The sequence below is a fragment of the Nocardia sp. NPDC059154 genome, assembly GCF_042755705.1.
Classification (GTDB): domain Bacteria; phylum Actinomycetota; class Actinomycetes; order Mycobacteriales; family Mycobacteriaceae; genus Nocardia.
On sequence record NZ_JBHZCS010000061.1, the window covers coordinates 46905 to 62543 of the forward strand.

Here is a 15639-nt window from a genome sequence, read left to right on the forward strand (position 1 = left end):
CCCCTTTCCTTTCTCATCGAGGTTGCTCATGCACTCACCTATGTTGGTCGTCGAATCGCTCACGGCCATCGCGCGCGGCCGCGGGCAGTCCGTCTATCGGTGCCCGCCTGTGGTGCCGGCCGGATTCGAGCCGGTTCCGCTGGCTTTTCACGGCCCCGACGCCCTGCCTGTCGTCGGCATCGCATCTCGGTTGTGGCGCACCATATTCGATCCCATCGGTCTCGTCCGTGAGGCCGCCGCACACGCCGGCGACCGCCCGTGGACAATCCGAATTCCCGGCCAATTCGATTTGACCTATCTGCCGGGACAGGACGGCTACGAAACCCTGATGGGGTTGTCGGCCAGCGATGCCGGGATGGGAAAGGTGTTCTCCCGGGTCCCTGTGATCGGCATGTGGTACCCGCGCCACGGCCGCATCGATGATCACGACTCGCTGCAAGAACTGGTGCTGATGGGCCGCCGGATCATGGCGCAGATGCTGTCCCCGGACCGGGTCGCGGGCCTTCCGGCCCTGATCGAGACGGTCACGCGGGATCGGATGCGGCACTGGGGCACATCCGTGGACCTGGCGGAAGTCCTCTACGAGGCCGTGTACGAGATCTCGATCCGGTTCTTCGCGGGCGAGGAATTCTGGTCTCGCTTCGGTGAGGAGCTCATCCCGGTCTTGAGGTCAATCGCTGATGGCATTGATATCCCTCGAGCTGCCTTGGCAGTCACGCCGGCGCGATTTGCGATGCGTGAATATCGAGCCTCGCGGCGGCTCGTCGGCATCTTGCGTCGTGCGCATCGCGAAATCGGTGACGCCGACTCGCCTTTGTTCGCCGCGATCCATGCCGCCGGGGTGCACCGCGACAATTGCTCGTGGATGACGATGTATGTGTTGTGGAATGCCACCGCGTACCCGGGCAGCTACAGTTTGTTTACCTTGGTCGACGCCGTGACCGATGCCCGCACCAGCGAGGCGTTGGCCACCACCGACCAAAGGACCACCCTTCTCAGCTGGTGCATGTGGGAAACGATCCGTCTGAATCCCATATCCTCGCTCGTGAGAAGCCTGAGCGAGCCCCTCGAGTACAGCCACGATGGACACCGGTATTACTTGCCGGCCGGCACCCTCGCGGGCGTTGCGCCGTGGCTGCTGAATCGTGATTCGGAGACCTGGGACAGGCCGAATGACTATCTGCCCGAACGGTTCTCAGGCGTAACGCGGCCACGGTTGTTCGGCGCCGGCCCGTTCTCGTGCGTGGCAGCGGAGTACTCGCGGGTGCTGATCACCGGCGTGTGCGATGCGATCCTCACCGCCCGCGAGATTTCGTTCCCGGGCCCCATTCCCGCCCGCCGGTGCCGTGTCCATCTGACCTACCCCAGCGGGCCGGTCGTGGCCGAATTGCCTGTGCGGGCACCGAAACCGCAGGCGGTGCTGACGAATGCATAGGCAATTCCAGCAGGATCTTCTTGTTGCGGCTCCACTCGCGTTCGTGCGCGACCAGATCGCGGCCCTGCGCCACGACATTCCCGCACACGACCGCTACGTCGTCGACGCCGCCTTGCTGCGCAGCCGCAGCGACGGCGCGCAGAGCATCGACGACTACGCCGTCCTGGACCGGATCGGCCCGCGACCGATCGCGCTCACCATCCGCTACCGCACCCGCATCACCTGGGACGAGAACGACGGAACCGTCATCTACGCAACCCAACTCCCCTTCGGCATCCACCTGCACACCCGCCACACCTGCCAGGCAGACGGCGAGAAGACCCGGGTCCGCGAAACCGTGGACGTCACAGCGCCCCCGGTGCTCCTGCCGATCGTCTACCGCGGTGTCGCGACCGCGCAAACACGGCTGCTCGCACACGTGAAGGCCACAGCCGAATCCGCCTCGGCCGACGGCACTGAAGCACTCGGACACGGTCCGGACAGCTAGAGGTCCGCATCCGCGAGCCGTAGCCACACCACGAAAGAGAACCATGCGAATCGCCAAATGCCTTGCCCCGACGTTGATTTTCCTGACCGTGTCCACCGTCCTCGCGGCCGCGCCAGCGAGCGCTGACCCTGCCACGCCACCGGCCCTGCAGATCACAGGCACCGACCAAAACGTTGCTTACACCGCGGCATTGACCGACGATCACCGCGCCGCGATCACCACCCTGCAGGCCGGACAATTCCGCATTTATCTGCTCACAGTGATTGCGTCTCACTGTCTCACTGCCTTGTACGGTCCGAGTCCATGGAGATCTTCTTCACCCATGTAGGGTTGTTGGCCTCACCGGTTCCGGGCGTGGTCGGCGCGGTGGATGCCGGGCAGCGCGCGGATCGATTCGGGTGGTGGGTGATTCCCGAGGGGTTGCCGTTCATACTGGCCTCGGACGGCTCGTATCACTGGGTCTTGAACCGTTTCCTGCGCGCCCTGCCAACGCTAGGGGTGCGATCGCGACGCAGTTGGCGGGCATACGCACGGGACTTGGTGACCTGGGAACGGTTTCTCCTCGAGCGCCGCGGGCGCACGCTATTGACTGCAGACCGTTCGGATCTGGAGGCGTTCTACGCCGCGCGCCGCTTGTCGGACCCGCCGTTTCAGGTATCGGCGACTACATGGAACCGTTCGGACGCGGCGCTGGAGAAGTTCTATCAATGGGCGCTGGCGGTCGAGTTGCTGCCGATAGCGCCATTCGGACCGGTTCAGCAGCGGTCCTCGGGCGGTGTTTCGGTGGTCCGAGCGCGGGAAAAGGCAGCCCGCCATGGTGATGTGCGGTTTCTGTCGATGCCTCGCTATACCGGGTTCCGGGAGGTGGGTCTGCGCGGCTGCCAGCCGTCCGGCGCGGAGGATCCGAACTTCGTCAATCGCTGTGGTTCTCGCAATGCCGTTTTCGCGGACCTGTGCGTGACGACCGGGCTGCGATTGACCGAGGTCAACAGCCTGCTGGCGTGCGAACTGCCGGTGATCGACGTCTCTGATGGCGCACGCTCGGCTCGGTTCGACTTGCCGGCTCCGGTCGCCAAGGGTGGACGAGGCCGTGTGGTCTACCTGCCACACAGGGTGCTGCGTCAGGTCCGCGACTACACCGAAGCCGAACGCGCGGTGGCGATTCAGCGCGCGCAGGCTCGCGGGTGGTCTCAGGATCGCCGGTGGCTGCCGGTCCGAATGCCTGATCGCCACGGCGGTGTGGTCGGGTCGGGGTTCGACGCCGACCACATGGTGTGCGGGCCCTGGTCGGCGTGGAAGTGGCCTAACGCCACTCCGGAGTTGCGTGCGCGGCTCATGGAAGTCGATGAGACCGGCCGTGTGATCGGTCCTTTGGCGTTGTGGGTGAGCGAGCGCGGCACGCCGATGTCGGCCAGCTCCTGGGAGTCGGTGTTCGGCCGGGCGAGCGCACGGTGCCGCAGTGTGGGGCTGGATATCGCGGCAGGCCCGCACACGTTGCGGCACACCTTCGCGGTGCATCTGCTGACCCAGCTTGTGCGTCGTCAGATTGCGGGGATGCGCTCTGGGGCGGCGGATCTGCGGCACAACGCGTATAGGCGAGTGATGCGGGATCCGTTGGAGCGCTTACAGAAGTTGCTCGGCCACGCGTCGGTCACCACGACGTTCATCTATCTGGATTCGGTGGCCGAGGCTCAGGACTTCATCGATGATGCCGTCGCCGAACTTGCCGATCGCGTCGAGGATACCGAGCTGGAAGATCTGCTGACCGAGGCCGGGGTGATCCTGCGATGACACGTGGCGCCCGCCGTCGGGCCCAATTCCCTGATCAGCTCTGCCCGTCCACCGCCGCGGGGGTCGGAGTGCTCGATCTGGTATCGCCGGTGTTTACGGTGCGGTTTCCGAACGAACGCGAATGCACGGTCGACTTGTCTGCCGCTGCTTGCCCGCAGGTGGCGCGGGAGCTGGCCGGCGCGATGTGGCAGCTCGCACAGGTCGGCGGTCGGGTGCGGTCCCGGTCGACGACCCATGCCTATCTGACAGGAATCCGCAAATTCGACGAATTCCTCACGGCCGCAACAGAAGATCCGGCGCAGCTCACGCTCGCCGACGTCACGCCGCAACTGCTCGACCGGTTCGAGGCACAGATGTATGCGCACGCCCCCGCTCCTCGGACCGCCTTCGGCTACCTGACGAAGGTGGTGGCGCTGCTGCGCCAACTGCGTGATCTTCGGCCCGCTGTGTTGCACCCGGACATGCCCGCGCGGCTGCGGTTCGTCGGGAGGATGCCGTGTCCGAGACCGACGGCTGGTGCCGATGCGTACGCGTCGCAGGTGGCCACCGCGCTGCGGGCGGCGTGTCGAGAGCAGATTCGCCACGCGGTCCGCCGCATCACCGTCGAGGGTCCGGCGCTGTTGGCCCGAGGGCAGGATCCGCGCGTGGGCGGCTGGCACAGCGACGCGAATTTGCTGTGGGAGATCCATCGGCGCGGCGTGTTCGGTGTTCGCGACTACGAACGGGAGGCCGGACCCGATCACGCGGGGGGCAGGTCCTCGACACCCGGATCTGACCAGGTTGCATCATCTGCTGTATCCGGCCGACATCGACCTCGCGGCTCTTGCCATCCTGTTCGTGCTCGACTCCGGGCTGGAGCCGGAGTCGGTCCGCGCGCTGAGGATCGACTGCTTGAAGAACCCTGTGTCGGGGCATGTGGAGGTGGAATACCTCAAGCGGCGACGACACGGTCAGGAATGGAACCGGCTGCGTGTGCGTGACGGCAACGCCTCCACTCCGGGTGGTTTGCTGCGGTTGGCGATACGTCTCACCAGGCAGGCGCGGGTTCACCTGTCCGGGCACAGCGAGCTGTGGCTACGCTGTCTGCACACGCCACATAGCCTGTGCGTCAGCGGGATTGGGGTGCATCCGCGGTCCGGTAGCGCGGCGCTGGTGAAACGGTACGGCCTGATCGACGTCGACGGAGCACCGTTGCAGGTCAACTTCCTGCGACTGCGCAAGACCTACAAAGCCGAGTTCTACCGCGCCACCGGCGGCCAGCTGCCATTGCTGGCCCGCGGACATTCCAGCGAGGTAGCCGCGACCCACTACGCCGACATTCCCGCGCTGCGCGAGATCCACGAGAACGCGGTCGCAGACGGGCTGACCGAGGCTCTCACCGAAGCAGTCGGATTCCGCGTGCTGACCATCAGCGACGAGCAGCAATTGACTGCCGACCCCGACCGGGCACCAGCGATGATCGGTGTTGCAGCCGAGCGCGTACAGCCGTTGCTGATCGGGGAAATGGATGTGTGGCTCTCGGCCTGTCGCGATTTCACCGATTCCCCGTTCGGCAGCCCGGGGCAGCCATGCCCGGTGCCGTTCTGGAGTTGCCTGGACTGCTCCAACGCGATCATCACCAGCCGGAAACTGCCTGCGGTGCTGGCGTTCCTGGACCACATCGAGGCCCAGCGAGCCACGCTCCCAGCACAAGCATGGGATGCCGCGTATGCCAGGACCAGGCAGCGGATTCTCACCCAAATCCTTCCTGCGTTTCCCGTCGATGTCGTGGTGGTGGCCAAAGCGATCGCCGAGGCCGACAATCCGCTCGAACATTTGCCACCGCTGCTGCCAGGAATCGGAGCCCGCGAATGAACCCGCACCCAATCAGGCAGCCCGCGAACGAATTCCGGTCGGCTCACGTCGAACAGGATGCACTGGTGCTGGTCGGCCGGCCACTACGCCCGGGTGCTGGCGTCGGACCGCGGTTCGGTGACGACATCTGGGACCTGTCGGCGGCACACCATGCTCCCAACACCCACCTCAGCGGGCTGAGGATCCGGTTCGACCGGATCGGTGATCGGTTCTGGCGGATCACCGCCAAGGAATACGCTGCTGCCCGCCTGACCACGCCCGTCGACCGCGGTGGCCAGGGGTTGCCCTCGGTGGCGACCGTGGCGCGCGAGATACGTATTCTGCGTGTCCTGTTCACCTACCTCGCCGAGTATCACCCCGGGCTGCGTTTGGCCGACATCGATGACGACATGGTTTTGGATCGCTTCGTGATCATCGCTACGGCGGGCAGTACGAAATGGCAGCCACACGAACGCGCGCGTCACGCCTGGCTGCTGACCCTGCTCCACCGGTCCGGGGACCAGCTCACCTTCGATCGACTGACCCGCATCCCGTTTCAGGGGCGCACCGCCCGCCAGATCTCGGGACGACGCAACAACCGCGACAACGCCACGCCGCGTATACCCCCGCAGGTCCTGGCCCCCTATCTGCGCGGCGCGCTGTTCTACGTTCAGACCGCCAGCCGCGACATCCTCGCCGCCGTGGAAGAGCGGAAAAGGTTGGACAACAGCTTCATTCCCTCGCAGCGGGGCGAGATCTCGCAGCGGTTGGAGCTGTTCCTGCGGCAACGGCGCAACGAAGGGCGGGGGCTTCCCGCGGCGCCGGCGAACGTGGTGACGCGGTTCGGTGAGCAGATCAACCTGGCCCTGATCGCCCGCATGATCGGTGTTCGTAAAGAGGCCCTCAAATGCGCTTCTCATCGGCGCCGGATCCTCACCGCCGCTGCGGAACTGGGACTCGAACCCGGCGGGATGGATTCCCCGATCAGCCTGGACCCGGATACCGCAGCGCCGTGGCGTGACCGTTTCGACCTGCCGGACCTGCACATCGAGTGTCGGCATCTGCTCGCTGCAGCGTACGTGGTGACCGCCTACCTGTCGGGCATGCGGGATTCCGAGGTCCAGGCATTGCGGCGCGGCTGCCATTTCACCGAGAACACCGAGGATCGGATCCTGCTGCGACACAAACTGCGCGGCACCGTCTACAAGGGCCGCAAAGCCACCGGCGAGGCCGCGACCTGGGTGGTCACCGAACCCGTCGCTCGTGCCGTCGCGATCCTCGAGCAGCTCACCGACAGCGAGTACCTGTTCACTCGTTTCTCCCACAACCGCGACCAGATCGACTCCCTGCCTGCCCAGGAAATCAACGTGTGGCTCAACGCTTTTCGTGATCGGCTTGCCGCCGTGCGCCCCCATGACCCGATTCCCGAGGTGGACGGCCGCCAGTGGCGGTTCACCACCCGCCAGTTCCGTAGAACGGTGGCCTGGCACATCGCCCGCCAGCCCTTCGGCGCGGTCGCGGGGAAGATCCAGTATCAGCATGTGCGGGTCGCGATCTTCGAGGGCTACGCCGGCACCAGCGCATCCGGATTTCCCTCCGAGATCGACGCTGAACGCGAATTCGCCCGGCTGGACTCCATTCTGGACCAGTACGAGGACTACAAGGCCGGCGTCCGCACCCCAGCACGGCTGATCGAACAGTTCGACCACATCCGTGCCGAACTCGGCGACTTCCCCGGCCGCATCGCGGACACCTCTCGACTACGGGCGATGTTGGCCAACACCGCGCGCACCTATCACCCCGGAGTGCTCAACGACTGCTATTTCGACCCCGCCGCCGCGCTGTGCCAACGCCACCACCGCGCAGACTCACCTGAGTCGGCGGGACCGATCATCAATCACTGCCAATCTGCGCTGTGCCGCAATTCGTGCGTCACCACTCGCCATGAACCGGCGATCCGGCAGGTCATAGCCGACGCGGAGCAACTTTTGGCCATCCAACGGCTCTCACCGATCCAACGCGCCGCCCTGCACAACCAGATCGCCACCATGGCGGCCCTCCTGCCGGTCGAGGGCGGGTTTGCATGACCGAGGTCAGCATCAACACCGCAGCGGCTCTGCAGAAGGCGCTGGAACGTCTGCTCGACGGCGAACCCACATGCACCGACGGCGAATTGACCGTCGCGAATCTCGCCCGTGAAGCGGGCGTCTCCCGAGCGACGGCGAACCGGGCAACCGCGATCCTCGCCCGGCTACGTACCGAACGAGCAGACCGTCAACCGGGCACCGACTCGGAGATTCCGGCGACCCTACGAGCTCGTGTCCGGCAACTGGAATCCGAACTCACTGCGTTCAAGAGTACCGAGAACAAGGAGATCATCGAGTTGCGGCGCACGAATCACATTCTGGCGCAACATGTTCAAGCCCTCACACTCGACAACGACGCCCTACGCCGTGCACTCGCCGAGCAGGGAGAACTCCGCATGCTTCCTGACCGTCTGAAAGGCGGCCCAGCGCAGAACAATTCCAACCATCGTGGGGGTGGTGGCCCTCCCGAGTAGCTCGACTCGGATGTGAGACAGGCAGCTGCTCAGATAAATGATCGTTAGGAGTCGCCGGCTCGGCCGACAAAGTTCGGAGCATCGACGGCGGCGGGCGGGCACCGCACGCACACCTCGTATCCTGAGTGCAGGGCTCTAGATCAGCGGCGTGGAAGCGCGCCGCTCTGGAATAAGGCGTTGCCGTCTAGGTATCCGGGTTCGGTGGGCAGAGTGTCGAGCAACCGGGTGAGGGCTTGAACCTCGACCGCCGCCGGGAGCTGACCCGCCGCGGAGGCACCTGGCCTGGCCGCTCGTACCAGCACCGACAACGCAGCGCCGCTGGTCCTCGATGGCATCGCTACCCATGAACGCTCTCGCCCTTCTCACCGCGCTTCTCATGGAGCTCCACTCCGGGGCTGCATGGTTGACCAGCGGTGCCCGCAGTACCCCACTCGCCGAGCGTGCCTCGCGTGCTCACAGACGGTGGCGAGCGATCCTGGCACCACACCGGCCGCAGAGGCATCGCGCCCTCGACAGCGCGACCGCGTTCGGTGGCGGTGGACACAGCCGATCACGCTCACGTCATCCGCTTCCGAAGTTGATCCGGAACCGATTCAGGATCAACGGTTTTCACCCGAGTAACGATAAGCAGTGTCGATGCACCGTATCGGTGTGATCGGTGGCGCCCTATGGGTGCAGGTATCGCCGAGGTCGCCGCCCGCGCCCGCATCGCGCGATCGCTGAGCCGTGCGGTGGAGGCCGGCAAACTCGCCCGGAACATCGCTGACCGGGCTGCGGACCGGATCGCTGTCAACACCTCCATCGATGACTTCGCCGACCGCGAGCTGGTCATCGAACATGTATCGGAGATCGAAGTACTCAAGGTCGAGTTCTTCACCAAACTCGACCCCATCGTGGCGCCGGGGGCGGTCCTGGCCACCAACACCTCCTCCATCCCCGTGAGCCGCTTGGCCAACGTCACTGCCAACCCGGGACGCGTGGTCGGAGTGCATTTCTTCAATCCAGTTCCGGTGTTGCCGCTGGTCGAGATCGCCGCCACTCTCAAGACGGATCGTGCGGTCGTCAACACAGTCACCGCCTACGCCCGAGATGTTGTTGCGGCGCATGGTCGATGCCGGGTTCCTGGGCCGCAATACCGGCCGCGGGTTCTACAGCTACTGACCGCACGCTCGAATCCGTTTCTCGTCCATCAGGTTTTGGTTCCGGCGCTGCCGGCGTGCGCGCCGGGACCGGGGAGGGGCGCGGGCCCGGGAACCCTTCGCACCTGGCCCGCACTCGTCGTCGGACCGCCTGCAACAGTCCGGCGACGACCCTTTTAGCCGGGCATCCAGCTCAACGAAAACAACACCGCCCAACGTAAACCGCGAACCCGATGAAATCTGCTTCACCACCCCTCACCGACAACCTCGCCCCTCGCCGACGCCGCACCACCCCACGAAGCCGGATGTGACCGTTCGGGTCCACTGAGCCAACATCAACGGTGAATGCCTGCACGCGGACAAGGCATATGAGATCACCGAATTGCGTCGATGGATCCGAGATCAGCGCGTGGCAGTCCCAATCGTCGCAGCACCTTGGTCGGCATCGCTGGGTCATCGAGCGCAGATTCGTGGCTGAACGCCTACCACCGGCTCAACCTGCGGTTCGAGCGCAAAGGGATCCACTTCAGCGCCTTCCAGACGTTGGCTGCCGCACTCACCTGCTACAACAAGAAGCTAGCGAAGGCGAGATCCACGGCGTGAGACACGATCCAGGCTAAAATAAGGCTAAAGTCACGCCTCCTGCTCGATGCAGTCGGCGGGCGAGGTGTCGTCGTCGGAACACCGCACGCGCTCGGTGGACTGGCCTACGGCTTCACCGGCTCACGGCGGGCCGAATTCGCCGATGTCGCTGCACAGTCGCTCGGGCTCCTTTGTCGTTTCATGTCCGGTATGGTGGCCGCGTTGCGGTACCTACTACTTAATCTCCGAATGCCTGGGTAGTCTGATATAGCCCTGACAGGAGTATTGCGAGTGGCCGGGGATGGACGCCGATCGATAAAGACGCAACGTGATCTTGGAGTGGTCGCGGAGCTGAGCGCGGCAGGGTTAGAGGATGCCGAGGAGATCGGGCAGGGCGGTTTCGGTGTCGTATACAGATGCAGGCAGCCCGCGCTGGATCGGGTGGTCGCGGTCAAGGTCCTCACCGGGGGGCCTGCGGAGAATCGGGAGCGTTTTTTCCGCGAACAGCGCGCGATGGGCCGCTTGACGGGCCACCCGAATATCGTCGGAGTACTCGAGGTGGGCGAAACCGCGTCCGGGCGCCCGTACCTGGTTATGCCGTACCACCGGCTCGGTTCGCTGGACTCGTGGATACGTGATCACGGCCCGTTGCCTGTGGAGGACGTGGTCCGCTTGGGAGTGAAAATGGCCGCTGCGCTGGAAACGGCGCATCGCTCTGAGATCTTGCATCGCGATATCAAGCCCTCGAATATTCTGCTCACCGACTATGACGACGCGGCATTGACAGACTTCGGTATTGCTCACCTTGCCGGAAGCTTCCGGACCGCGACAGGTGCGGTTACCGGTTCACCGGCGTTTACCGCGCCCGAGGTCCTCGGCGGTGGTGCACCGAGCCCCGCCTCGGATGTGTATGGGCTGGGTGCCACGTTGTTTTGCGCTCTCACCGGTCATGCGGCATTCGAGCGCCGCAGCGGCGAGAAGGTGGTGGCACAGTTCCTGCGTATCACGTCCCAGCCCTTGCCCGACCTGCGAGAACAGGGGATACCCGAGGACGTGTGCACGGCAGTCGAAACAGCGATGTGCCGGGACGAGCAACGCCGTCCCACAGCCGCCCAATTCGGCGAGCAACTAAGGACGGTCCAGCGCGCTCACCGCTTCCCCGTCGATCAGATGGCGCTGCGGGCCGAGCCGGGAGGCGAGCAACAAGTCCGGCCAACGGCCGCGTCCACACGAGGGGCCGACGTTTCCGACGCCGATCTTGGCGCGCAGGAGCGTTCCGGGAACCTCCCGCTCGAGCTGACCAGTTTCGTGGATCGGCGCAGCGAGGTATCCGAGGCGAAGAGCAGACTGTCGGTGTCGTGTCTGGTGACGCTGACCGGGATGGGCGGTGTAGGTAAGTCCCGACTCGCCCTGCGGGTCGCTCACAAACTCCAGGCGGATTTCACTGACGGCGTTTTTCTGGTCGAGTTGAGCGAGTTGCGCGATCCTGCGGCATTGGTGGACGTAGTCGCCACCGCCGTCGGTATCCGCCTAGTCGACGGGCCTTTGCTGAGCGTATTGGTGGCATTCCTGTCCTCACGTAAGGTGCTCTTGGTGCTCGACAACTGCGAGCAGGTGATCGATGCGGTCGCTGAACTAGCGCAGTCGCTCCTACTGGCTTGCCCGCAGCTGCGGATTTTGGCCACGAGTCGGGAAGCGATCGGTATCGGTGGCGAATCGGTGTTGGCGGTGCCCCCGATGAAGTTCCCAGACCTGACAATGGGCCTCTCGTTGCGGCAAGTGCTCGGCTACGACGCTGTGACGTTGTTTGCTGAGCGAGCCGCCGGGGCGGTACCAGGCTTCCATTTGACCGAGGGCAATCGAGCCAGTGTCGCTGGGATCTGCGCTCGGCTCGATGGTTTGCCGCTGGCGATCGAGCTGGCTGCGGCCCGGATGCGCACGATGTCCACCGACCAGATCCTCGCGCGGTTGAACAATCGGTTTGCCATGTTGACACGCGGCAATCGGCGTGCCCCGACACGCCAGCAAACCCTGGAGTGGTGCATCGGCTGGAGTTATGACCTGTGCACACCGATCGAACAACGGTTGTGGGGGCGGCTGTCTGTCTTTGCGGGGAGTGTCGAGCTCGACGCCGCTCAGGATGTTTGCAGTGCAGACTTGAGCGAGCAGGAGTTCATGGATGCGCTGTCGGCGCTGGTGGACAAGTCGATCCTTATTCGCGAAGAGGCCGGAACCGCCGTGCGTTTCCGGCTGCTGGAAACAGTGCAGGAATACGGTGTTCAGAAGATCAAGGTTGCCGGTGAGCATGACGAACTGTGCCGCCGTCACCGTGACTGGTATGAGCACCTGGGCCTCGAGGCCGAGGCGGACTGGGTGAGTTCGCGCCAGCTGGCATGGATCGCAAGGATCAACCGTGAGCTACCGAATCTGCGCAAGGCACTGGAGTTCAATCGATCAGACGGCGGCGTAGCCGGATTGCGGACCGCAGCAGCTCTTTACGACTACTGGGCCGCCACCGGGCTACTGCGCGAGGGGCGCCGCTGGTGCGAGCGCGCCCTCGCAGACACACCCGACGCGCCCCCGGCGGACCGCGCCAAGGCCCTCTGCACAGCCAGTGTATTCGCCGCGACTCTCGGAGACCTTCCGGCCGCAGCTCAGGGCGTGGCAGAGCTGCGCACCCTTGCCGAAATCACCGACGACCCAACTGTTCATAGCAGGCTCGCTTACACAGACGGGTTCACCGCTCTAGCTGGTGGCGATCTGATACGCGCGAACTACCAATTGAATGATGCACTCGAAGAATTCAGCGCCCAAGGTGAGACTTCGTTCCGCATGAGAGCACTGGCCCAACTCGGCTGGACCCATGTCCTGAATGGGGATATGCCACAAGCTGTCGCTCGTCTCGAAGAAGTCCTGACTACAGCAGTGGCCAGCGGCGAGACATATTTTCAATCGTTCGCATGGCGGCCGCTGGCGCTCGCTGTCTGGCAGCAGGGCGAACCCGATCGGGCACAACAGCTGTTGGCCGAGTCGCTGCGAGCAGCTCGCCGCGTGCATGATCCGCTCATCGCCGCCATAAGTTTGGAGATCCTGGCCTGGATCGTATGTGCGCAGCAGCATGTGCGGCGGGCGGCCGCTTTGCTGGGCGCCGCGGACAAGCTCGGCCGATCGTTCGGCGGTTCCACCATCGTGTATCGGCAGATGCTGGCCTACCACCAGGAATGCGAGCAGCGCGCCCGTGACGTACTCGGCACACGGGGATACGCGGCCGCCCGTCAAGAAGGCAGCGCAATGGGTTTCGATACCGCACTCGACTTCGCGCTTGGTGAGCAACACGAAGCTGTGGTACCAGCAGGCCCCGGACCAGCGAGTTTGACCAAGCGCGAGCGCGAAGTGGTCGACCTCATCGCTGAGGGCTTGACCAACAAGGCAATCGCAACTCGGCTGGGCATCTCACAACGCACAGCACAGGGACATGTGGAGCACATCCTCACCAAACTGGGCTTCACGTCACGAATACAGGTTGCGGCATGGGCCGTCGAACATTCCCATGAAGGCCTGCGTCCTGATACGCGGAATTGAAAAGTCTGTCTCCACCGCCGCGCCCACCGACCAGGCAGGATCCCTGCGCTGGTTCCGCTCGGCGAAGGCTGACTCTCCAACCAGCAGGGCTCTTCTCTACCGAGACAACACCTGCGGTTGCCGCAGCGTCGACAACCGCAGCTGTATCACGTTGCAATGCAGCCAGTCTCGTCTGCAGGTTCGCCCACATCGCGCGAGTGAAACCGGTCCCGACACCTTCCGGCCCACGACGGTGGCGGCTGCGACTGCGGCGCCGGGTGAGACCGTTGACAACCGTCAGGGCGCTGAAGGCTTGGCGGATCAGCGCGTCGATGAGGCGGTCGTTGTGCACGAACCGGGCGGCGATGATCTTGTTCTTGCCGGAGGCACGGGTGATTGGGCTGGTGCAGGCGTAGTTCTTGCGAGCCTTCGCCATGGCGTTGGCCGCTGATGGCGCTCACTGAACTGGCTCTGGCGCGAACTCCGTGAAATGCCTTGGTGCTCAGGCGATGTGGGTGTCAGCGAGTTCGGTGGCGGGGCTGTGGGTGAGTTTTGCCCAGGTGGTGATGGTGCCGGTGAGGGCGAGGGCGGTGCCGTAGAGGACGTGCAGGCCGCCTTGGCTGGCGATGACGGCGTCTTGTTTTGCGAAGGCGCGGTGTTTTCGGGCCAGGGCGAGCAGGTCGGTGGCGGCGCGTTCGCCGATCCAGTGCCCGCGGGGCAGGCGGACGGCGGCGGCCAGTCCTTTCGGTGTGTCGGGGTTGCGGCCGCAGAGCCAGTCGTCGAGCAGGCCGGTGCCGACTCCGATGCTGCCGGAGACGGTGGCGTCGTCCGGGCTGGTGGCGGTGGGTGGGATCGCGTCGAGCAGCTCGGTCGCGGCCGCATCGTCGCCGTTGATCAGGGCGACGACGACCCCGCGCAGGGTGGCGAGGGTGTTGTCGCGGGCGGCACCGACCGGGGTGGATTGGATCATGTTGAGGCGCTCGACCGCACGGGCGAACGCGGCGTTCAACGTTTCCAGGTCCGGGACGTCGATATCGTCGATATCGATGCCCTCCTCGGCCAGAAATGGCGCGAGCTCACGCATCATCTCATCGGCCATGCCCGGGGTGTGCTGGATCCGCGTCGGGCCCGGTTCGGGTTCGGGTGTGCGCCGTCGTATGTTCGCCACCGTGCCTATCCTGCCAGCCCCGCCCGGCCGGTGGAATCAGTTGGGGTGCAGGATCCGGATGCGCAGCAGGTCGAATTTGGCACGCCCGTACATACTTCTCTTCAAATGCTTGATTCGCGTCACGCTGCCCTCGACAGCACCGGAACTGTGCGGCAGGGTCAAGCCGTTGGTGACAGCGTCGATGTCGCTGCGCAGCCCGCGAGCGAACGTTCGCAGCGCGGGCGCGCCGGTGCGGGTGACTCTGGTGATCCAGGACTGGATGCGCTGGTTGCCGGTGCGGGTGGTCATGATGTCGGCGAACTCGCGCACCTGCCGATGCGTCACCCTGAGCACCTCACTGCATTCCAGAACCTGCTTCAGCTGCACGCGATCGCCGTCGGTGAGCCGGTCCGGGCGACACGTCATCCACCGCGCGACCTGGCGCACGGTCGGCGGCGCCGGAATCGGGGCGGGCAGCGGCAGGTGTTCACGCAACGGCTGCACATAGCGGCGGACGGTGCGGACGCTGCCGCGATACCCGAGCGCCCGGATCTCGGCCGCAAGCGTCGCGGCGTCGCGGCAACCGGTGTTCAACCGGTCGTGCAGGTGGGCTCTGAACGGGTCGAGCAGGCTGTCGCGGACCCGCTCGGCGCCCAGTAGCTGATCGGCGGTGTCCGCACGGGCGAAGCGCCGCACCGTTTTCCGATCCAGCCGCAGTTCACGGCTGATCGCCGAGATACCGTCCCCACGCTCGATACGAGCGCGGACAGCGGCATATCGTTCCCGTGTTCGTGTCGTCAATCGCCCCTCCGCCGGCGCGACCGATGGCAACGGAATAGACTGCGCGGCAGGTTTTTCCGGCATCTGCTCCATGGTGGCACGCAGGGCGGCTCGTTCGGCCACGACGGTCTTGTCCACCGCCTCGGCGAGGTTGTGCCACAAATGCCAGCGGTCGGCGACCTGGATCGCGTGCGGTGCGGCGGTCTTGACCGCCTCGGCATAAGCCGACGCGCGATCACGGCACACCACTTCGACACCGGCATGCCCGCGCAGCCACTGCGCCAGCGTCGCGGCGGTGCGGTCGGCGAGCACCTCGATCGGACG

The 15639-nt window shown here is 65.1% G+C and carries 12 protein-coding genes; 10 read left to right on the forward strand and 2 right to left on the reverse strand.

From position 1 onward, the window contains the following. The first annotated feature begins 40 nt into the window (after positions 1-40). From ACFXN1_RS38240 to ACFXN1_RS38285, 10 genes are all read left to right on the forward strand, one after another. Entirely contained in the window at positions 41-1435 is a 1395-nt protein-coding gene (locus tag ACFXN1_RS38240) for a cytochrome P450 (protein ID WP_379440736.1), read from the forward strand. Continuing rightward, positions 1428-1922: a hypothetical protein gene (locus tag ACFXN1_RS38245; RefSeq protein ID WP_379440737.1), complete on the forward strand. Its 495-nt coding sequence runs from the start codon at positions 1428-1430 to the stop codon at positions 1920-1922. Before ACFXN1_RS38240 ends, ACFXN1_RS38245 begins: the two co-directional genes overlap by 8 nt. Before the next feature lie 43 nt (positions 1923-1965). Beyond that, positions 1966-2250 (forward strand): hypothetical protein, encoded by a 285-nt coding sequence (locus ACFXN1_RS38250; protein WP_379440739.1) that lies wholly within the window; start codon positions 1966-1968, stop codon positions 2248-2250. A gap of 26 nt (positions 2251-2276) precedes the next feature. After that, a complete protein-coding gene (locus tag ACFXN1_RS38255) occupies positions 2277-3713 on the forward strand; it encodes a tyrosine-type recombinase/integrase (RefSeq protein ID WP_379440740.1) in 1437 nt (478 codons plus the stop codon). A gap of 68 nt (positions 3714-3781) precedes the next feature. Continuing rightward, on the forward strand, positions 3782-4693 hold the full coding sequence (locus ACFXN1_RS38260; protein ID WP_379440742.1) for a hypothetical protein: 912 nt from the start codon (positions 3782-3784) through the stop codon (positions 4691-4693). Next, complete coding sequence (locus ACFXN1_RS38265) at positions 4605-5567, forward strand: hypothetical protein (protein ID WP_379440743.1); 963 nt, start codon at positions 4605-4607, stop codon at positions 5565-5567. The genes ACFXN1_RS38260 and ACFXN1_RS38265 overlap by 89 nt, the downstream gene beginning before the upstream one ends. Then, positions 5564-7633, forward strand: a complete 2070-nt coding sequence (locus ACFXN1_RS38270) for a hypothetical protein (protein ID WP_379440745.1) — start codon at positions 5564-5566, stop codon at positions 7631-7633. Before ACFXN1_RS38265 ends, ACFXN1_RS38270 begins: the two co-directional genes overlap by 4 nt. Further along, a complete protein-coding gene (locus ACFXN1_RS38275) occupies positions 7630-8106 on the forward strand; it encodes a hypothetical protein (protein WP_379440747.1) in 477 nt (158 codons plus the stop codon). Before ACFXN1_RS38270 ends, ACFXN1_RS38275 begins: the two co-directional genes overlap by 4 nt. Before the next feature lie 731 nt (positions 8107-8837). Further along, positions 8838-9425 carry a 3-hydroxyacyl-CoA dehydrogenase NAD-binding domain-containing protein gene (locus ACFXN1_RS38280; protein WP_379440748.1) on the forward strand — a complete coding sequence of 196 codons (588 nt, stop codon included), beginning with the start codon at positions 8838-8840 and terminating at the stop codon, positions 9423-9425. 741 nt (positions 9426-10166) lie between these two features. Beyond that, complete coding sequence (locus ACFXN1_RS38285) at positions 10167-13409, forward strand: protein kinase (protein WP_379440750.1); 3243 nt, start codon at positions 10167-10169, stop codon at positions 13407-13409. 481 nt (positions 13410-13890) lie between these two features. Here the strand turns inward: ACFXN1_RS38285 and ACFXN1_RS38290 are convergent, their stop codons facing one another. After that, entirely contained in the window at positions 13891-14556 is a 666-nt protein-coding gene (locus tag ACFXN1_RS38290) for a hypothetical protein (protein WP_379463830.1), read from the reverse strand. Positions 14557-14592: 36 nt separating this feature from the next. Then, on the reverse strand, positions 14593-15639 hold a 1047-nt coding region (locus tag ACFXN1_RS38295; protein WP_379463832.1), incomplete at its 5' end, for an ISL3 family transposase.

What these genes read in the sequence shown, in the direction of transcription:
- ACFXN1_RS38250 (WP_379440739.1), top strand. Translation starts at nt 1,966, where the DNA reads ATGCGAATCGCCAAATGCCTTGCCCCGACGTTGATTTTCCTGACCGTG.
- ACFXN1_RS38270 (WP_379440745.1), top strand. Translation starts at nt 5,564, where the DNA reads ATGAACCCGCACCCAATCAGGCAGCCCGCGAACGAATTCCGGTCGGCT.
- ACFXN1_RS38245 (WP_379440737.1), top strand. Translation starts at nt 1,428, where the DNA reads ATGCATAGGCAATTCCAGCAGGATCTTCTTGTTGCGGCTCCACTCGCG.
- ACFXN1_RS38275 (WP_379440747.1), top strand. Translation starts at nt 7,630, where the DNA reads ATGACCGAGGTCAGCATCAACACCGCAGCGGCTCTGCAGAAGGCGCTG.
- ACFXN1_RS38240 (WP_379440736.1), top strand. Translation starts at nt 41, where the DNA reads ATGTTGGTCGTCGAATCGCTCACGGCCATCGCGCGCGGCCGCGGGCAG.